13 protein-coding genes, 1 other RNA gene and 1 pseudogene are annotated in these 20,084 nt (G+C 60.7%); 12 read left to right on the top strand and 3 right to left on the bottom strand.

What is annotated here, in order from left to right; all coding sequences use genetic code 11:
* The first annotated feature begins 75 nt into the window (after nucleotides 1-75).
* The 9 genes and pseudogenes from M2368_RS12225 to M2368_RS12185 all read left to right on the top strand — a co-directional run bounded on the left by M2368_RS12225 (nucleotide 76) and on the right by M2368_RS12185 (nucleotide 12,136).
* Nucleotides 76-1,716, top strand: a complete 1,641-nt coding sequence (locus M2368_RS12225) for an HNH endonuclease signature motif containing protein (protein ID WP_146112294.1) — start codon at nucleotides 76-78, stop codon at nucleotides 1,714-1,716.
* A gap of 107 nt (nucleotides 1,717-1,823) precedes the next feature.
* An RNA gene (gene ffs, locus M2368_RS12220) (signal recognition particle sRNA small type) lies at nucleotides 1,824-1,920 on the top strand.
* A gap of 28 nt (nucleotides 1,921-1,948) precedes the next feature.
* The gene (gene gluQRS / locus M2368_RS12215) at nucleotides 1,949-2,866 is read left to right on the top strand and encodes a tRNA glutamyl-Q(34) synthetase GluQRS (protein ID WP_105657999.1); all 918 of its coding nucleotides are present in this window, start codon (nucleotides 1,949-1,951) and stop codon (nucleotides 2,864-2,866) included.
* 12 nt (nucleotides 2,867-2,878) lie between these two features.
* Nucleotides 2,879-6,505 (top strand): DNA polymerase III subunit gamma and tau, encoded by a 3,627-nt coding sequence (locus tag M2368_RS12210; protein ID WP_498724540.1) that lies wholly within the window; start codon nucleotides 2,879-2,881, stop codon nucleotides 6,503-6,505.
* A 90-nt stretch (nucleotides 6,506-6,595) separates the two neighbouring features.
* A pseudogene (gene recR / locus M2368_RS12205) lies at nucleotides 6,596-7,186 on the top strand (recombination mediator RecR); the annotation flags it as partial.
* Between the two features lie 409 nt (nucleotides 7,187-7,595).
* Nucleotides 7,596-9,218 (top strand): MFS transporter, encoded by a 1,623-nt coding sequence (locus M2368_RS12200; protein WP_105657996.1) that lies wholly within the window; start codon nucleotides 7,596-7,598, stop codon nucleotides 9,216-9,218.
* A gap of 8 nt (nucleotides 9,219-9,226) precedes the next feature.
* A complete protein-coding gene (locus M2368_RS12195; protein WP_105657995.1) occupies nucleotides 9,227-9,703 on the top strand; it encodes a MarR family winged helix-turn-helix transcriptional regulator in 477 nt (158 codons plus the stop codon).
* Nucleotides 9,704-10,116: 413 nt separating this feature from the next.
* Nucleotides 10,117-10,668 carry a hypothetical protein gene (locus M2368_RS12190; protein WP_332488429.1) on the top strand — a complete coding sequence of 184 codons (552 nt, stop codon included), beginning with the start codon at nucleotides 10,117-10,119 and terminating at the stop codon, nucleotides 10,666-10,668.
* A 181-nt stretch (nucleotides 10,669-10,849) separates the two neighbouring features.
* The gene (locus M2368_RS12185) at nucleotides 10,850-12,136 is read left to right on the top strand and encodes an aspartate kinase (RefSeq protein WP_105657993.1); all 1,287 of its coding nucleotides are present in this window, start codon (nucleotides 10,850-10,852) and stop codon (nucleotides 12,134-12,136) included.
* A gap of 71 nt (nucleotides 12,137-12,207) precedes the next feature.
* On the opposite strand, the gene M2368_RS12180 is transcribed toward M2368_RS12185, so the two are convergent.
* Nucleotides 12,208-13,815, bottom strand: coding sequence for an alkaline phosphatase D family protein (locus M2368_RS12180; RefSeq protein WP_332488426.1), 1,608 nt, complete (start codon nucleotides 13,813-13,815; stop codon nucleotides 12,208-12,210).
* A gap of 139 nt (nucleotides 13,816-13,954) precedes the next feature.
* Between M2368_RS12180 and M2368_RS12175 the strand changes: the two genes are divergently transcribed.
* On the top strand, nucleotides 13,955-14,710 hold the full coding sequence (locus tag M2368_RS12175) for a phosphotransferase (protein ID WP_332488424.1): 756 nt from the start codon (nucleotides 13,955-13,957) through the stop codon (nucleotides 14,708-14,710).
* A 12-nt stretch (nucleotides 14,711-14,722) separates the two neighbouring features.
* Here M2368_RS12175 and M2368_RS12170 read toward each other — a convergent pair whose 3' ends face one another.
* Nucleotides 14,723-15,394 carry a response regulator gene (locus M2368_RS12170; protein WP_105657990.1) on the bottom strand — a complete coding sequence of 224 codons (672 nt, stop codon included), beginning with the start codon at nucleotides 15,392-15,394 and terminating at the stop codon, nucleotides 14,723-14,725.
* Nucleotides 15,391-17,085: a sensor histidine kinase gene (locus M2368_RS12165; protein ID WP_332488422.1), complete on the bottom strand. Its 1,695-nt coding sequence runs from the start codon at nucleotides 17,083-17,085 to the stop codon at nucleotides 15,391-15,393. Before M2368_RS12165 ends, M2368_RS12170 begins: the two co-directional genes overlap by 4 nt.
* 186 nt (nucleotides 17,086-17,271) lie before the next feature.
* Between M2368_RS12165 and M2368_RS12160 the strand changes: the two genes are divergently transcribed.
* Nucleotides 17,272-18,696, top strand: coding sequence for a CitMHS family transporter (locus M2368_RS12160; RefSeq protein WP_105657989.1), 1,425 nt, complete (start codon nucleotides 17,272-17,274; stop codon nucleotides 18,694-18,696).
* 335 nt (nucleotides 18,697-19,031) lie between these two features.
* Complete coding sequence (locus M2368_RS12155) at nucleotides 19,032-19,925, top strand: LysR family transcriptional regulator (protein ID WP_105657988.1); 894 nt, start codon at nucleotides 19,032-19,034, stop codon at nucleotides 19,923-19,925.
* Nucleotides 19,926-20,084: the final 159 nt, after the last annotated feature.

The raw sequence follows: 20,084 nt of genomic DNA, 5'->3' as shown, positions 1-20,084 counted from the left end.
GGAGCAGGATCCAGCATATCTAAATTCTCGCTCAATCACGAATCGGACGTTTCCACGTTGCTTCCCAGCTCATTCTTGAGGCGTCAAACCCCTGAAATTCGGTCATTTTGCACCTTTTCACCATCCCGATCTTTTCTCCAAAGGCTGCCGTTTGAACAGATCAATACTGTAAACATGAGTAAAAGAGAGGTATTTCACAGCCAAGACGACCCTCGCCGACTGCCTATCAGCCCGCCCGGGACAAGGAGTATCCCCGGAATCGATGGTCTTTGGGCCGCGAACCTGGACAAAGACAATCTCTTTACCCAGATCGCCGCTACCGCCATAAACCTTTATGACCAGTCGCCGGTCACTGCATCCGCCCAGGGCCTGGAGCGGCTGAAGACCATTGCCCGGCTGCACAGCATGCTGGATGCTGCCGAGGCAGCGGTGTTGGCCGATAGCTACGAGTATTCGGTCGCCGAGACGATCAGCCACGGAACCCAAGAGCCGCTGCTGGATGACCCCGGCACAACGGAAGAAACAGCTGAAACTCATTCTGCCTACTTCTACGGTGTCAATCGCTCCGACGAGTCGCTGATCCGTTCTTCCTTTGTTGCCGAGGCATCGGTGGCAATGCGCTCCTCGGAAAAGAAAGTCCAGGACAAGTTGTTCTTCGCCGAAGGACTGCGCCATCTTTGCGCAGACACTTTGGATGCCCTGAGCGTCGGTGAGATCACGACCAGATCCGCGCAGGAGATCGTCAAGCACTCTCAGGATCTGGCACCCGAGGACGTGGCACTAATGCAACGAACCTTGCTGCCGATAGCGCGGCAGGCCGCTGACTCCGCGATAGCCCTACGTGCCAGGAAAATGCGTGAGCGATTGCATCCAAAGCCCATTGAAGAACGCCACAAGAAAGGTGCGGAGGACCGCAAGATCACCTATTGGCACGAGGCCAATGGAATGAGCGTGATTCAGCTGCATCTGCCGGTGGAAAAGGCGTTGGGCATTATCAATACGGTCAATTGGCATGCCGTACGCAATGTTGATCCAGCTGATAATCGGACCGAACAGCAACGACGGCTGGACATTGTTTGCGATGCGTTGCTCGATGGTTGGCCCGCAACCGAAGGGACCCCGCTCAAAGCTCGTGTAGCTGTCACGATTCCTGCGCTGGAAATGCTGGCCAACCCTAAACGCGCACTAGCTGACCTTGAGGGCTACGGGCCGATCCCAGTAGGGACAGCGCTGCTGATCGCAAAAGACGCCCCGTCTTTCATCAAGGTGCTCACCGATCCTTGGTCAGGGGCAGCTATAGACGTGGGCCGCGAAAAGTACCGTCCGTCCAAGGCGCTGCGTGATCTGCTGCGAAATCGGGATATCGTCTGCCGCTTCCCCGGGTGCAATCGGCCCGCCGAAGCATCCGAGATTGACCACATCGATGCATGGGCAAAGGGCGGGCACACCACGCGCAGCAATACGCATTTATTGTGCAAGCGGCATCAGATGTTCAAGCACGTGCTGGGATGGCAAGCCACCTATCTTCCGGACGGTTCAGTGAACTGGCGCTCCCCCAACGGCATGATCTGTGTTGAGCTTCCCGGCAGCGTCACCAGCGTCCAGAACTTCGACTTCGAGAAGGAGCAGACGCCCATGTTGCCTACCGTCCAGCTCAATGACCGCGTTCGACGCGTACTTGGGTGGCTAGAACCGCCTGAAGAAGCGACCGGCTGAGGACGAACAGCATTTTTGGTCAAGCTCTCTGAGCCATGATTTGCAAGCTGAGAGCAAGCGCACGCCTGCCGATTTTCATCCAAGCGCCAACCTCGGGTAGTATTTTTGGTGACCCCTCGTGTGGTGTCATCCTGTTGAACTCCCCCAGGACCGGAAGGTAGCAAGGGTAGATGGGCTCTGGCAGGTGCATGAGGGGTCTTTTACTTTCTTACGCAAGCCGAATGGAGTCCACGTGGGCGCTGGCCGTTTCGCCCCTAGCCCCTCGGGGCCACTCCACCTTGGCAATTTGCGCACGGCCATCCTCGCTTGGCTTTTCGCCCGCTCCTCGCAACGCAAATTCCTACTGCGCATTGAAGACTTGGATCGTGTTCGTTCCGGCGCCGAAGCCACCCAAATTGCTGAATTATCGTCCTTGGGCCTTGATTTCGACGGCGAAATCCTCCGACAGTCCGACCGCCTTCCGATTTATCTCCAGGCCGTTGAGCGGCTCAAGGCCCGCGGCTTGGTCTATGAATGCTTCTGCTCGCGCAAGGACATCGCCGAAGCCGGAAGTGCTCCGCATGCTGCGCCCGGCGCCTACCCGGGAACCTGCCGCGATCTGAGCGCCAGCGAACGCTCGGCTAAAGCGCAGAACCGTCCAGCCGCCTTGCGACTGCGTTCAGAAGTGAACGAATTTTCTGTTCATGACGAACTATTCGGCGATTACACCGGTGCGGTAGATGATTTCGTCCTGGTCCGCAACGATGGAGCTCCCGCCTACAACCTTGCGGTTGTCGTCGACGATGCGTTCTCAGGCATCGACCAGGTCGTGCGCGGAGATGATTTGCTCTCTTCTGCGCCGCGGCAGGCCTATCTGGCAACGCTACTGGGCTACACGGTCCCGGCCTACGCGCACGTACCGCTGGCACTGAACACCAAGGGCCAGCGCTTGGCTAAACGCGACGGTGCAGTAACACTCGAAGAGATCACCGAACAAGGTGTGCATCCAGCCAACGTTGTGGCGATTTTGCTAGAGTCATTGGGCTTGCCCAGCACAAGTTTGCAGGCAGCTCTGGAAGCTTTCGATCCGGCGAATCTGCCACGTGAACCGTGGACCGTCGAACCATTGAATATTGTCCAACAGCTGATGCCTAAAGCATCAGGCAACTGATAGGGAACCGGTGTGAGTACAGCGCTATATCGCAGATATCGTCCCGATACGTTTGGCGACGTTATCGGCCAGGAGCACGTTACCGCGCCCTTGATGACGGCGCTGGAGAAGAACCGCGTCAACCACGCCTACCTATTCTCCGGTCCGCGCGGTTGCGGCAAGACGACTTCTGCCCGCATTTTGGCCCGTTGCTTGAACTGCGAGCAGGGCCCTACGCCCGTTCCTTGCGGCACCTGCCCAAGCTGCGTGGACCTTGCCAATGGTGGCCCGGGTTCGCTGGACGTCATCGAGATTGACGCGGCCAGCCATGGTGGCGTCGATGATGCCCGCGATCTGCGCGAGCGCGCAACCTTCGCGCCAACTCGCGACCGCTACAAGATCTTCATCATCGATGAGGCCCACATGGTCACGGCGGCAGGCTTCAATGCCTTGCTGAAGATCGTTGAAGAGCCACCGGCGCACATCAAATTCATCTTCGCGACTACCGAGCCGGAAAAGGTCATCGGCACCATCCGCTCGCGTACCCACCACTACCCATTCCGCCTGGTTCCGCCAGAGGCATTGCTGGCGTACCTGCAAGTGCTCTGCGAACGCGAAAGCGTCGCGGTAGCCGAAGGTGTACTGCCACTGGTGATCCGTGCTGGCGGCGGTTCGGTCCGCGACACTCTTTCGGTGCTGGATCAGCTGATCGCTGGTGCCCGCGATGGCAACCTGGATTACGAGACGGCCATTGCACTGCTGGGCTACACCCACTCGACACTGCTCGATGAGGTCACCTTGTCGCTGCACGAATCCGATGGCGCTGGTCTGTTCGGTGCGATTGACCGCATCATCCAGACCGGTCTGGATCCCCGGCGCTTCGTTGAAGACGTGCTGGAGCGCTTCCGCGATCTGATCATCGCCAAGGCCATGCCAGAAGGCCTTGAGAAGATCTTGCGCGGCGTACCCGAAGACCAGCTTGAATCCCTTCGCTTGCAGGCTGGCCTGGTCGGCGCAGGCGAACTATCGCGCTGGGCCGATGTCACCAACAAGGCCCTGAGCGAGATGACCGGCGCAACCTCGCCTCGTCTGCACCTGGAATTGCTGGCCGCGCGCTTGATGCTGCCCGGTTCGCAGAATTCCGACAGCGCTTTTGCCGCTCGGCTGGATCGGTTGGAGCGCCATGCGATGACCGGTGGAGCGCTGCCTGCGCTTGATGAGAACGACGCTGCAAGTGCTGGTGCCTCAATGAACGCCACTCCTAACCCGGGCGCCGCGCGTCAGGGTGCTGCCGCAGTACGCGAAGCCCTGGCCGCCGCCAAATCCCGTCGTGACGGTGCACCCGAACCGGCTGAAGCGCAGGGCGAACCAGTGGCTGGCGAACAGGCCCCACAGGTTCAGCCAAATCATGCCCAGCCTCAACCGCAGGCTCCAGAGGCTCCAGCGCAAATGCAGCAGCCCGTGCAGCACGCAGAACCAGTTCTAGCTCAGCGCACCGAGCAGCCTCAAGAGACTCCGCAGCCAGTACCTGCCGAGCAGGAAACGCATCCTCAGCAGTCCGCGCCATCACAGCCACAGCCACAGCCACAGCCACAGCCACAGCCACAGCCACAGCCACAGCCACATGATGATGATCCAAATGCTCCGCTGGATCCAGGCGCGGCAGCGTCGCTGAACACTGGTGAAGCCGCTGACTGGGGCGCAACTTGGGGTCCAAAGGGCGAAAACTACTCGGTGACCACCGAGGTGCAGCCTGGTCCGAGTATTCCGGCAGCTCGTCCGGAAGGCGTGGCACCATTCAGCTTGGTTCCCGATCCTTCCAGCGGTGAAGACCTGTCATTCGGCACCGGGGTCTCCATTGATGACGTGAAGCAAAATCCTGCCATGGCCGAATTCGCACGTCGTGCAGCTGCCAACCGAACACCACAAGCACCGCAGTCGGCACAGCCACAACAGGCGCCGCAGTCGGCACAGCCGCAACAGGCACCAGAAGCTAGCCAGGCTGGCGTGGGTGCTCAGCGCCATGCTGCCCACCAGGCGCAAGAACAAGCCCAACGCGAACAAGCTGAACGCGAAGCACAACAGCGCGCCGCACAAGAACAAGCCCAACGCGAACAAGCTGAACGCGAAGCACAACAGCGCGCCGCACAAGAACAAGCCCAACGCGCTCAAACACCGCAACAGCAACAGCAACAGCAACAGCAACAGCAACAACAGGGTGCTCAGCAACCTCAACATGGTGCCCCTAGCGGGATGCCGCAGAGCCAGCCAGCACCACAGGACACCGGCTCACCGGTGGCGATGTTCCAGCAAGCGTGGCCAACGATCTTGCAGCAGTTGCAGGGCAGCTCGCGCGTCCTGCATTCCATGGTTGCCACCTATGGCTCTGTGGCAGGCTTCGATGGCCGCACCCTCACCTTGGCGTTCAGCAATACTGGCCCAATCGTGAATCTGCGCAACCGGCCGGATCTGATGAATACGCTGACCGGGGTTCTGTCCCAGGTCACCGGTGCACCGATCGAAGTGGTCCTCACCGAAGGCGGCTCCAACCCCAACGGTGGTGGTTCCCCAAAAGGTGAGCGCCGGCCAATCCCGGCGCCAACCCCAGCACCAACTAAGTTCACCAAGGCTGTAAGTTCTGCTGGGGCGGCTGCGCGCGCTGCGGCACGGGCCCAAGCTGCCGCTCCGGCACCGCAGCAGCGTCCGGTATCCGCTGTGCCAAGCTCGGCACCAGTCGCGCCTGCACCACGCGCCCATGACGGGTACGACAGCTCCTACGATGACGTCCCGCCTCCAGCGGATGAACCCTACTTCGACGAGCCACCGTTCCCGGATGACCCGTACTACGTGCCAGCTGGTTCTGTTCCGGAAGCGCAGCAGGTTCAGCCGCAGCAACAGGCTCCGGTCCCGGCCGTGGCTCCGCAGCCGACCCCGGCAGCGCCAGCACCGGCGCCGGCGGCTAGTGCACCACGGAGTTTCGGTGGACCTCCGGTGGCTCCCAAGCCCCGGATGACTGCCGGAATGACGGCGCGCCAGGCTGAGGGCGGCGTTCCGAACATTGCACGTCCGGTTTCTTCGACCCCGTTGCACCCGGAAAGCACCACCGATTCCTTCGGGAATCTAGCGGTTGGCGAATCCGGGCAGCAGGCTCCACAAGCTATGGCGCCATCAGCTCCATCGGTTCCGGAAACCCCGGCGCCGCGGGCTGCCCAAACGCAGCCGCAGGTCCGCCCCCAGCACCAGGAACAGCCTCGCCAGGAACCGGCCGCACCGCTGCAACCCCCGGCAGCCCCGCAGCCGGCCCCTGAATCCGCTCCGGGATGGGGCGCTCCACAGGCTGAACCGGCACCGGATCCTGCGGATTCGGCACGGGCGGTCTCAGGCCGCATGAGCCGATACCAGCAGCTGATGGACCAGGCGAAGAACGCACCCAGTGCGCCGGCGCCTGCCCAGGCGGCGCGCGGCTGGGGCGGTCCTGCTTCGGCTCCCGCGCCTGCTCCGGTGCAAGAGCCCGAGGAATTTGTCCCGAGCGACGATGATATCGAGGTCGAGGATTCGGCACTGATCGGTGTTCAAGCCGTGGAACGCCTGCTCGGCGGCATGGTCATCGAGCAGCGCGACGTCAACGGGAATGTAGTGGAAATCAAACGAAGCTTATAGCCGGCACCACGGCGAACTGTCGGAGTGAGACACTAGGGTGTACCACGGAACAATTTCACAGTATTGAAGCAAGCTAGAAAGTAGGCGCACGTGTACGAAGGTGCTGTACAGGAACTGATCGACGAGCTCGGTCGCTTGCCTGGCATCGGCCCGAAGTCGGCTCAGCGCATTGCTTTCCACATTCTTGACGCCGATGCCGAGGACATGACCCGGCTCGCCGCCTCGATCCAGCTGGTCAAGGAAAAGGTGAAGTTCTGCGAGATCTGCTTCAACATCTCGGAGCAGGAAACCTGCGCCATTTGCCGCGATGAACGCCGTGATGGCACCAAGATCTGCATCGTGGAGGAGTCCAAGGACGTCCTGGCCATTGAGCGCACCCGGGCGTTCTCCGGCAAGTACCACGTGCTCGGCGGTTCCATTAATCCGCTGGCAGGCATTGGCCCGGAACAGCTGCACATCCGCGAGCTGGTAACCCGCTTGGCCGATGACTCGATCACCGAACTGATTCTGGCCACCGACCCGAATCTCGAGGGCGAAGCCACCGCCGTGTACCTGGTGCGCGCGCTAGCCCCTTTGGGCATCCACATCACCCGGTTGGCCTCCGGCCTGCCGGTGGGCGGCGATCTGGAATACGCCGATGAAGTGACCCTGGCCCGCGCCTTCGAGGGACGTCGCGCTGCCGGCCGCACCGCGCCGGGTCCGGCCCGCGCCAAGGCCCAGAAGCAGGGATCCGAGGAGCAGGCGCCGCAAGATCAGTCCGGAGAAGCTGCAGAGAAGCCGAAAGCCCAGCTATCCGAACCTCGCCTGCTGCACGTTGGCGGTGCGCCGGTTTCTTCCAGCAACGCTGGCGAAGGGCCTTCGCATCCGGTAGTCCCCGAGATGGATAGCCGTCGCAGCCAGTAGTTCTGGTTGCCTTGGAACGCTCTGCACTCTTCCGGTTCGCCGGCTTGAGCGCAGGGCGTTTTTCTATGCCAGCACGGTGATGTGGGGTGAAACACGCTTAGTTGATAATAGTCAACTATCGCCTTATAGTTGATATCAATCAACCATTCAGGCCCTCTATGCCTGACCCTAAATTTTTGGAGCTTCCATGACCGCAACCGCACCGGTCGCCAAGCCCAAGATGACTCACCGCGAAATCCTCACTGCCCTCACGGGCATTTTGATGGGCATGTTCGTCTCCATCTTGGCCAGCACCGTCGTTTCCAGCTCGCTGCCAGTGATCGTCTCCGATCTCAACGGCAGCCAGACCGCCTACACCTGGGTGGTCACCGCCACCTTGTTGGCGACCACCATCTCCACTCCGATCTGGGGCAAGCTCGCCGACCTGGGCAACCGCAAACTGCTGCTGCAGATCTCGCTCGGCATCTTCGTGCTGGCCTCGGCCGCCGCAGGTTTCTCGCAGGACACCAGCTTCCTGATCACCATGCGCGTCGTCCAGGGCCTGGCCGGTGGCGGCGTAGGCGCCTTGGCGCAGATCGTCATGGCCGATTTCCTCTCCCCCCGCGAACGCGGCAAGTACATGGGCCTGTTCGGCGCGGTCATGGCCGTTGGCACCGTGGGCGGCCCGCTGATCGGCGGCTTCGTTACTGACACCATCAACTGGCGCTGGAACTTCTTCATCGCCCTGCCTTTCGCCATCGCTGCGGTCATCCTGATCCAGCGCACCTTGCACCTTCCGGCCATGGCCAAGCGCAAGGTCAAGATCGACTACTGGGGCATCGTCCTGCTTTCCTCCGGCGTCTCGCTGCTGCTGATCTGGATGTCGCTGGGCGGCTCGCAGTTCGAGTGGGCCTCGACGACCAGCTACCTGATGATTGCCGGTGCGGTAATCCTGCTGGCGCTGTTCATTCTGGTCGAAGCCAAGTCCTCCGAGCCGCTGCTGAGCCTGGGCCTGTTCAAGAACCGCACCTTCACCTTCGCGGTCATCGCATCGCTGGCCGTTGGCGTTTCGATGTTCGGCACCTCGGTGTTCCTCAGCCAGTACATGATCATGGCCCGTGGCGCATCAGCCACCATGGCCGGCCTGATGACCTTCCCGCTGATGGGCGGCCTGCTGGTCATCTCCACCATCGGCGGTGCGATGATCTCGCGCACCGGCAAGTGGAAGGCACTGGTTGTCACCGGTTCGGTGCTGATCGTCGTTGGGCTGTTCCTGCTGGGAACCATCCACTACGACACCAACTACGCGTTGGTCGCCGCCTACATGTTCATCCTCGGCGCCGGCATGGGCCTTGTCATGCAGAACATGGTGCTGGTGGTGCAGAACTCGGTCCACGTCAAGGAACTGGGTGTAGCCTCCTCGGCCGTGAACTTCTTCCGCACCTTGGGCGGCACTGCGGGTACCGCAGGCCTGGGCGCCATACTGGCGACCACTGTGCCGAACATGATCGCCGACCGGCAATCCGATTTGGCTGCAGCCCTGGCTTCCCTGGGCGACCAAGCCAAGGAGCTGACCGCAGCATTGGGATCGGGCACCCTGCCTTCAGTTGCAGCGATGCCTGAACCGGTCCGCGTGATCTTCGAGTCCATCTACGGCGACGCAGTGCCTTCGCTGTTCACCATTGCCGCTCCGCTGTCGCTGCTCATCGTCGTGGCTGTCTGCCTGATCCCCAACCAGTCGCTGAAGACCCAGACTGCAAGTGAACGCATGCAGGAGCTGGCTGCTGAGGACCAGGACGCAGCCAAGGCAGAAACGCCAGCTGGCAACTAGGAGATCCGGTGCAGGTTTCAAGCAAAGCCGAAGACGTTCCCGCCGCTCAACGTCCCGATCTCTATGCCTCAGCCGAACAGGAGTTATTTTCACTGATCGCGCTGACGGCGCGTGCCAAGCGGGAACTGGCCACTCGGCTCGACAGCCGGCTCACCCCGGGATACCTGCCCGTGCTCGGGATGATTCTGCGCAGCCAACGCATCACCCAGTCTGAAATCTGCGAACACTTGCTGGTCGATAAAGCTGCGCTATCGCGCATGATCACCAAGCTGGAACAGCTGGCGCTGGTCAAGCGTGAAGTCGACCCGGAAGACCGGAGGGTGTTCCACATCCTGCCTACCGAGCTTGCGGTTGAAAGGTGGCATGAATGCTTCCAAGGGTGGCGTACAGAGCTCCGCTCGCGCATGACCAATTGGGACAATGAGGATCTGTCGGCACTCATCGACCTCCTGAGCCGATTGAATTTGGAAATCAAGTCCCTCTAGAGCGGTCCAATCCCAGGCCGGTCTTCTCGGAATTACCGAGAAGACCGGCCAGGGGCTTTTAAAGCCCACTACATGCACCGGCAGTTCACGGCTTCGCACAGCGCCCTCGCTCAAGGCCCATTCCCCGGCGCCAGACAGCGGCGCCGCGGCCACCTTGTTGTTGGAGCGCGTCAGGTTTCGGCACATGAGCACTTCACTGGGCAGATCAGGGAAAATCGAAATCCGCACTGGTTCAAGCGTGGAGGATTGGGCAGGCATCATGGATGCCGCGGGCCTGCGCGACATGACGCAGAACGAACGGGTTCAGAGGCTGCTTCCGCTGCTGCAGGACCGCAGAAAAGCGGCAGGCTCCTGCGGGCCCGGCGCATCGCTTCGGAGTACCGACAGCTCTAAGTCCGCCATAGACTGTCCTCATGGCAATAAAAAGCAGCAACCTCCCGGCCATCGCCAAGGCCACCGGCATTGAATGGGATCAGTGGTGCGCCAAACTGCGCGCTGGCGGAGCCGATCAACTTACGCACAAGCAGATAGCCGAACTGGCTTTCACCCACATGCCCCCAACCGTGGATACTCCGGGCTGGTGGGCTCAATCCGTGGCTGTTGCCTATGAGCAGCATATTGGCCGACGCCTGCCCGGCCAATCCCAAGACGGCACCTTCCAAGGTTCGGTGAGCAGCACCATCGATGCTGATTTGGATACCACGCTGGAACGCTGGATCGCCTGCGTCCAGGGGCTCCAGGAGTTCAACGGCCACCAGCTTTCCGAACCTGCACGCACCAGCGGCTCAGAGCGATGGCGCTATTGGCGAGCTGATTTCAGCGACGGAACCAAGACACAGGTAGACATTGGCCTCAAAGGTGGAAAATCCTCGGTTGCCATAAACATTACTAAGGCTGAAACACCTGAACAGGTGTCTGGATGGAAGAGCTTTTGGCGACAAATTTTGGCTGAATTCAAGGGGTAGCCAGTGTTTTTCAACAACCTGCATTGAGGTTCCTAGGCAATATGACCAATGGTTACCTTCACAACTAGGACATGTCGCCCCGTAGCTGTCACAATATTTATCTGGTAGATGTCTCGCGCCACAGTTCCATCAAAAACCACCGGCGGCGAGGCACAGCTTTCAACAGGTGGAGTGAGTGCCCATGGGCCTAATTGTTCAAAAGTTTGGCGGTTCTTCCGTTTCAGATGCCGAAGGCATCAAGCGTGTAGCGCGCCGAATTATTGATACTAAGTCCAAGGGCCATGACGTCGTTGTCGTTGTTTCCGCAATGGGCGACACCACCGATGACTTGCTGGACCTGGCAGGCCAGCTTACCGATGATGCACCAGCCCGCGAGATGGACATGCTGCTCTCCGCTGGCGAACGCATCTCGATGTCGCTGCTGGCGATGGCGATCAACCAGCTCGGCGAGCAGGCTGCTTCATTCACCGGCTCGCAGGCAGGCTTGATCACCGACTCCACCCACGGCAAAGCCCGCATCATGGAGGTCTCCCCGCAGCGCGTACGCCGTGCCATCGACCGCGGATTCATCGCCATCGTCGCCGGTTTCCAGGGCATGAGCAAGGAATCCAAGAACATCACCACCATGGGCCGTGGCGGCTCGGACACCACCGCCGTCGCGCTGGCCGCAGCGCTGGGCGCCGATGTCTGCGAAATCTACACCGACGTGGACGGCATCTACACCGCCGACCCGCGCGTGGTCGCCTCGGCCAAGAAGATCGAGAAGATCACCAGTGAAGAAATGCTGGAAATGGCCGCCAGCGGCTCGAAGATCTTGCACCTGCGTTGCGTGGAATACGCCCGCCGGTTCGGCGTGCCGCTGCACGTGCGCTCTTCATTCAGCACCAACGAGGGCACCTGGGTGCTCCCGGATCCCGAAGACAAAATCAAAATTCAAGAGGGAGAACCCTTGGAACAGCCAATCATCTCAGGTGTCGCCCACGACCACTCCGAAGCCAAGGTCACCATCATTGGCGTTCCGGACATCCCCGGCAAAGCAGCACAGATTTTCGGGGTTATCGCCGCTGCGCAGGCCAATATCGACATGATTGTGCAGAACATCTCGACCCGCGGTTCGGGTGCCACCGATATCTCCTTCACCCTGCCGATGACCGAGACCAAGCATGTGCTTGAAGCACTGAACACCGCGAAGCCGGAGATCGGTTTCGAGGAAATCGAGCACAATGACGAGGTTGGCAAGCTCTCGCTGATCGGTGCCGGAATGCGCTCGAATCCAGGAGTCTCCTTCACCTTCTTCGAGGCATTGCACCGCGCGGGCGTGAACGTGGACATGATCTCCACTTCAGAGATCCGCATCTCCGTGGTCACCGACGCCGACAAGCTCAACGATGCAGTACGCGCTATCCACACCGCGTTCGATCTGGATACCGACGTGGAAGCCACCGTCTACGGCGGCACCGGCCGCTAAGCGCCGACAAGCTGAAAAGGAGAACGCCTGCGAAACAATTACTGTTTCGCAGGCGTTCTCCCAATTAACTGCTATTTATTCGGTTCCAGCGTCTTGGTGTAGACGATTTCGCCCAAGCCATTGCGCAGCGTGACGGTGAACAGGTCCTGCTCATCGAGGTCGACGTGGCCGAAGAACTGGCCCTTGCCATCGCGCGGCGACTGGTTGGTGCTGCCAGACAGCGAGAAGTCCACGCGTGGTCCGAAAGTGCCATCCATTTGGTTCGGCCCGAAGGAACCGGCATTGACTGGACCGGCCACGAATTCCCAGAACTCATTGAACTCGCTGAAGGCTGCACGCTCTGGAGAGTAGTGGTGCGCCGCGCAATAGTGCACATCCGCGGTCAGGAAGACGACATTCTTGATGCCGCGGTCCTTAATGGCCTTGAGCAGGCGGGCAAGTTCCAGCTCGCGGCCTAGTGGTGCGCCGTGGTCTGCGTTGGAAATTGATTCCTGCGCCTTGCCGTCCGGAACAATGATGCCCAGCGGCAGGTCGTTGAGAATGACTTTCCAGGTTGCCTTGGACTTGGCCAAGGAATCGACTAGCCAATTCAGCTGCTCTTCGCCGAGAATTGAAGTGGACTTCTCTTCCATTCCGGCGGTGTTCTCGGACTTGTAGCTGCGCATGTCCAATGCGAACAGGTCCATTGCTGGACCACGCGAGATTTTGCGGTAGATGCGTGCTGCCTCGAATCCGGTGCCTGCGCGCATGGCGCGCGGGTCGGCGATCGGCTGGTATTCCTGCCAGGCCTGGCGGCCGCGGGCGGCAAGGGTGTTGATATCGCGCACCGTGTAGCGCTCATCTTCGATGACCTCACCCGGCCACCAGTTATTATGGGTCTCGTGGTCATCCCACTGGGCAATCACCGGAACCTCGGAATACATGGCACGCACGTTGCGGTCCATCAGGTTGTAGCGGTGCCGCCCACGGTACTCGGCCAGGGTTTCGGCCACCTTGGAGACTTCCTCGGTGACCAAGTTGCGCCAGATCTGGCCGTCCGGTTCCACAACTTCTGCGGCAATCGGGCCGTCGGCGTAGATGGTGTCGCCGCTGTGCACGAAGAAGTCCGGCTTGGTTGCATGCATGGCCGCGTAGGCGCGCATGCCACCGATTTCTTCGTTGATGCCCCAGCCCTGGCCAGCGGTGTCGCCGGACCACACAAAACTCTGGGCACGGGAGGCGTCGTGGTTGCGGCGACCGGTCAACGCCGGTGCGGTGCTGAACCAGCCGTTCTGAGTCTCGCCAAGGGTGCCGTTATCGTCCTCGAAACCGATGCTGACCGCGAAACGGGTACCGGCAGGCAGATGCTCGGCATTGATCTTTGCAGTGAAGTCAGTGGCCTCGCGGGCGTAGGCACCGCGCAAAGTCTTGGCGAAGGATCCACGGCCGCGGATGATTTCCCCCGCTTCGTCCACCGCACGCAGCTGCGCGCGCAAGCGGCCTTCCCCGGAGCTGCGAGCCCAGAGTACGGCATTGCTGGCAGAGACATCCCCCATGGAAAATCCGCTGGTCAATCCCAGGCGGGAACGCACGAGTCGGGGACTGCTGGAAGCCAGCGCTGTTCCAGTGGGCCCAACCAAGGTCAAAGCACCTGCGCCAATGGCGCCGGTGAGCAATTTGCGTCGCGAAATATTATTCATGGGATTCAGTGTTCACGACTTGATCAGCCATTTCCTTGAGCCCAGATGAACACCAAGAGAAATCGTTCGTGTCCAGTCCACACCACGAATCCAGAGATCCTGAACTCCAAAGCACGCCCATTACTGGCAGACTAGAAAAATGAGTTCACCTCAAGTCATTTCTGGCCCGCCGTCGGCTGGCCACCCAGTTCCTCCAGCTGTGCGCACTGCAGCCGGCCAGGCGGAAATCGAGGGTATCTGGCAGAACGCATTTGGCGGGATAACATACCGGCTTGGGCAGGGCGAGCCGATGCGCTTCGCCAAGTGGTCGCCGGGATGCCCTCCCGAAGAGGACGGCGATCTCCTGGCTGAAGCCCTGCGCATGCGGTGGGCGGGAGAATTCATCAGAGTCCCCGAAGTGCTCAGCTGCGGACAGCATGCTGGCGGCCAGCTGCTCGTCACGGCAGCATTGCCCGGGCACAGTGCAGTCAGCGAGCTTGGCAAAAGCGATCCGGCGCGATCCGCGTTTGCAGTGGGCGCCGGTCTGCGCCACCTGCACGATCGGCTGCCGGTCGACCAGTGCCCCTTCAGCTGGGATCTGGAATCCCGCATCCAGCACCTGCCTGCCCGGGAGCAAGCTGCTTTGCTGGCTGAAGTCCCGGAGCTTGATCTCGTGGTCTGCCATGGCGATGCTTGCCTGCCCAACACGATCATCACCGACAGCCATGATTTCAGCGCGCATGTGGATATGGGGAAATTGGGTCTTGGAGACCGCTGGGCGGATCTCGCCGTTGCCGCATGGAGCACCGAGTGGAATTACGGGCCTGGTTTCGAACAACATGTCTACGCCGGGTACGGAATCGAACCCGATGAGCGGAAGGCGTCGTTCTACCGAAAGGTCTGGGACGCAACCTAGGAGGCCGAGCCGCTAGCGTGCCACGTAACGGTGCTCGGGACGGCCACGAGTTCCGTATCCAAGCTGCAGCTCCAGGGATTCATTGGCCACCAGCGCCGCCAAATACCGTTGCGCTGTCGCACGGGCAACCCCAATTGCCTCCGCGACCTCGGCGACGCTCATGGGTTCGGTAGCATCCTTGACGCAGGAAAGAACTGCCTGTTCGGTGGGGGCGGCACCCACCGATGCGTTGGTTTCTTCGCCCCCTTGGAGCGCCCGGTACAACCGGTCCACGCCCTGCTGGTTGAACTCCGCGGTCCCGGTCAATTGGCGACGATAGCGAGCCCAGCCTTTGAGCTTGGCGGCCAGGGTCTTGGCCTCAAAGGGCTTGATGATGAACGCCAGTGCGCCCGAGCGCAACGCTTTGTCAATGTTCTTCGGTTCAATCGCCGCGGAAATCATGATCGCATCAACATCGAGTTCTCTCAGCAGCTCGATTCCACTGACATGCGGCAGGTAGAGATCCAGCAATACCAAATCAGGTTTCAGGCTCTGCACCATTTTGGGCACAACACGCGGATCCTGCACAGGCTCCAGGGCCTGGAACCCGGGAATGGCGTTGACCATCTCAGCGTGCAGCTCTCCTACCCGGAAATCGTCATCGACAATTAGCACCCGGTAGTTGCCGCTGGAATTCTCGCTCAATGTTGCGCTCCTTCAATCTCGTCGTTTTCCGTATTGGCTGGCTCGACCAGTACGGCCGGCAATCTTGCTGCGATAACTGCCCCGGAACCATCCGTCCCGCGGTCCGCTATCCAGACGTCCCCGCTGCGGGCTTGGGCGAGCCGTCTGATCAGCGGCAATCCGACGCCATGGCCATGATCACCGCCCAGATGGGATCCGGTGCTGACGTCCCGGGTGAAGATATCCTCGTCGGTGGTAATGCCGGGTCCAGAATCGGCCACGGCTATGTGCAAGGTGTTCCCTTCGGAGAGCAAGTCGATTTCCACCCAGGGTTCTGCATCTGTGCAAAGAGCTGCAGTGAAGGCGTTATCCAGCAGATTCCCCAGGACTGCGGTGGCGTCTTGGGCATCGTGGGCCGAGGCGATGTGTCCGAAAAGCATGGATTGGGCAGACACTCTCAGTTCTATGCCTTGTTCGTGGGCGCGCACCGCCTTCGCCGAAATAAACGCCGAGAGGTAAGCGTCCTGGATGGCCTCCAGCCCGGGAACCTGAGCGATCTTCGGCCCGGATTCCATCACCTCACGCAGGTAGTCTTCTGCCTGTTCGATCTTGCCCAAGTTGATCAGCCCGAGGACTGCGTGCATCCGGTTGGCGAATTCATGGCGCTGGGCGCGCAGCGCATCGGCCATGTCCTGGACTGCATCGAGTTTGGTGCCCAGCGCTTCAAGGGTGGTGACATCATGGAGCAGCACGACCAGTCCGAGGTCCACTCCGTCACGGTCGACCTTGGTCACGCGGGCTATGAGCGAGTTGCCATTGGCCGCAAAGCGCACCGGTGCCGGGTCGCATTCCTTGATCGCCCTGACCAGCCGGTGATCCAAACCAGCGGATTCAAAGTGGCGGCCGACCACGTCTTCCAATTCGGTGCGGTGCGGCAGTCCCAGCAATTGCCTGGCGGCCCTGTTGCGCACGGTAATCCGGCTATCGGCGCCAATGCCCATGACACCTTCGGTAACACCGTAGAGCACGGCCTGCTGGTCCCTGACAAGCTGGGCAATTTCGGCCGGTTCCAGCCCAAGGGTCTGGCGCTTCAAACGGCGTACGGTGACTCGTCCGGCAAGCACTGCCAAGGCTGCGCAAATCACCGCAAGCAATACAATCCAGGCGAAGGACCCAAGCAGTGCCCCGGTCAAGGAGTCAGTGGTCACGCCCACGGAAACCTCTCCGATGACCGCACCCGCGTTACTGTAGACCGGGACCTTGGCGCGCACCGATTCACCAAGGGTTCCGTGTTCCCGGGAGACCGCTTCAATGCCTTCCAGCGCCACCGGGTCAGTAGAAACCATTTGGCCCAGTTCCTCGGGGTTCGGATGGCTCAAGCGCAGTCCGCGGTCCTCGGTAATCACCACGAAATACGCTTGCTCTTGCCCAATGACAGCGCCTGCCAGTTGCTGCAGTTTTCCATCGGCGAGCGCCTTGGCATCCAGCTCGTCCAGCTTTGCATAGTGCGAGACCTGCTCAACTACTTCCGGCAAGACGGCCACCGAACGAGCTATGGTCAGCGAGGTATCTTCGGCCTTTGAATAGACGCGGTCATAGCTGGCGAAAAGCGTTCCGGCGGTAACGAGAACAATCAGAACACCTACGACCAGAAATTGAAGCCGCATGATGCGTGATGCGAAATGCCGGGTGCCGGCGCCAGAACGGAACATGCCACCCAGCATAAACCCATCTTTCCACTCTCGTGATTTTAATGAGCAAAAAGTTGGCAAAGAACTTAAGCCTTCAACAATAAGCACAAGACGCGCAAAGTGAGCACCGACACGTACCTTGAATGGGTGCCCCTCCTAGCTTGTGGGGACTAAGGATTCACTCACACTGAAATGGAGGTCGGGTCAATGCTCGTTGTACTCGGATTCCTCATGGTCGCCACCTTCATGGTGCTGATCATGACAAAACGCATGACGCCGCTGCTGGCATTGATTCTGGTTCCAACCATCTTCGGCTTGTTCACCGGTGCTGGATTCGGCCTTGGCGACATGGTCATGGACGCGGTCAAGGACATGTCCAGTACCGCAGCCCTGCTGATGTTCGCCATCATGTACTTCGGCATCATGATCGACGTCGGCTTGTTCGACCGATTGGTCTCCGGCATCCAGAAGCTAGTGGGCAACGACCCCGCCAAGGTCGTCATGGGCACTTCGCTGCTCACCGGCGTAATTTCCCTCGATGGCGATGGCTCGACCACCTTCATTGTGGTTACCGCGGCTCTGCTGCCGATCTACCAGCGCCTGGGCATGAGCCCTGTGGTCCTGACCTGTGTTGCAGGCCTGACCAATGGCACGCTGAACATCGTTCCCTGGGGCGGCCCAACGGCCCGCGCGGCAGCGGCACTTGGCGTTGACGCCTCGGAAATCTTCGTGCCGATGCTCCCTGCGCTGGGAATTTCCCTCATTGTCATTGCCCTGTTCGCATGGCAGATGGGCGTATCCGAACGCCGCCGCTTGCAGCGCGAGCGTCCGGAAATCTGGGGCACCGAACTCGGTGGCGGCAACGTTTCCACCCCAACCGGAGGAAAGAGCCCTGCTGGCACTTCCCCTGCCGGAGGCAACCTGGCCGTACTGGAATCCGTGGCTCGCAAGGGCGATGGCACCGAAGCTTCCACCTTGGACGGCACCGTCCTGGATCCGGATCGCGAGACCCTGCGCCCCAAGACCTTCTACTTCAACCTGGCACTGACCGTCGCCATCATGGTGCTGCTGGTAGTCGATGTCACTCCGTTGCCCTACCTGTTCATGGTGGGTACCGCGATCGCCTTGATCGTCAACTTCCCCAAGGTCTCCGACCAGGTGAAGATGATCGCCGCGCACTCCAGCGAAATCATTGCCGTGGTCTCCATGGTGCTCGCCGCGGCAGTGCTCACCGGCGTGCTCTCCGGCACCGGCATGGTTGATGCCATGAGCCAGTGGCTGGTGGATGTCATTCCTACCTCCATGGGTCCATACATGGCAGTACTGACCGGGCTGATTTCGATTCCAGCTACCTTCCTGATGAGCAATGACGCCTTCTACTTCGGTGTCTTGCCAGTTCTCGCCGAAGCCGGCGCGCATTTCGGTGTACCAGCGGTGGATATGGCTCGCGCCTCCATCACCGGACAGCCAGTGCACATGCAGTCTCCGCTCGTTCCAGCCATCTTGCTGCTGGTGTCGCTCTCTCGTGTGGACTTGGGCGATCACCACAAAAAGGTGCTGTGGCGTGCGTTGGTGGTCTCCTTGGTCATGCTCGCTTCGGGCATGCTCCTTGGTGTCATCCACATGGGCTAACGCCCCAGGACCAAAGGTCCGTCGTCAGCCAGGCTCCGTGCCACCCGGACATTTCCAAGCGGGTGGCACGGAGTCCGGTGTTTAACCCGGGCTGACCCTGTTGGCAGCCCGCCGGAGGCTGCCGCATGCAGCTATTCGAGCACCCAGTTGCTTCTTCCCGCCAGCCATTGACGGTCTGCACAGGGCGCCGGTTCAGCAAGCACAGTTTCCCGTGAAAAACTGGAGGCAGGGCAAGACGTGCACAGCGCGTGCTTCCCCTGGACCGGATGGACACGCCACTGGGCCACACCGCGAATTCGACCGTCTTCTCCCGACGCAAAGGAAGGCTCCAGCGCATGGAAAGAGAACCTCTGGACAACAGCATCTCCCTGGCCCAGCTCGAAGCGGTTGTCATGATTGTGGACTATGGTTCCTTCACCGCCGCCGCGGATATCCTTGGTATCTCCCAGCCCTCCTTGTCCCGGCGCATTAGTGCGTTGGAGCGCACTCTTGGCATGCCCGTGTTCCGGGCCGCTGGAAGGGACATGGTGCTGACCGAGGTTGGCCGGAGCATCATTCCTGCCGGCCGCCGCGCACTGCGTGAAGTCGCCGCGATCGGAACCATTGCCTCTTCCACGCGTGCATTGGCCACCGGATCCCTGCGCATCGCGGGGTTGCCTTCCCTGGTTGGAGGAATCATGCCCGAATACATCGGCCCCTTCCATCGCCAGCACCCCGGTGTCCGGATAGAGATCCTGAGCGTGGAGGACGACGAGCAGCTTGCCGATGCGCTTCGCCTGAATCGCGCCGATGTGGCTTTTGGCGTGAACGAGCGCATCCCCGCGGACCTCATCGGCAAATCCCTGCGCGATCAGCAATTCTCGGCGGTCGTATCCGAGGATACCGAGGTGGACCCGGACACTGGGCTAAGCACTGAATTGCTCAATTCCCTGACTCTGGCCACCCTCCCCCAGGGCACGTCGATTCGCAAGATCACCGACGAAGTTTACCGGAGCTTGAAGGCCACCGCTCCGCGGCTCATCACCACAACGCAACGCGACGCATTGGTCCATCTGGGCATCGCCGCCGGCGGCATCACCTTGGTTCCACGGATCATGGCCAGCACCGCAGTGATCTTCGGCGGCAAGCAGGTCCCGCTGAGCTTGCCAGCCAGCAGGCCCCTGGGCGTCATCTACCGCCGCGAAGAATACCGCAATCCGGCGCTGGGCGAATTCCTCGAATACCTCTGAGACAGAGATCTCCAGGCGGTTTCCGCTCTCCTGAACCTGCGCGCGAAATCGGCCTTTCATGCGCTGCATGCATGGCTCTAATCAATCATGCTATTGGTTCCAGCGGCGTTCCACGTGGTCAGCTTGATGGGTAATCCGGCCATGGTCCTACCAAGGAGA

It is taken from the genome of Arthrobacter sp. JUb119 (genome assembly GCF_024807995.1).
GTDB lineage: Bacteria > Actinomycetota > Actinomycetes > Actinomycetales > Micrococcaceae > Glutamicibacter.
The sequence above is the reverse complement of the archived record's forward strand: the minus strand, read 5'-3'. Positions and strand labels throughout refer to the sequence as shown.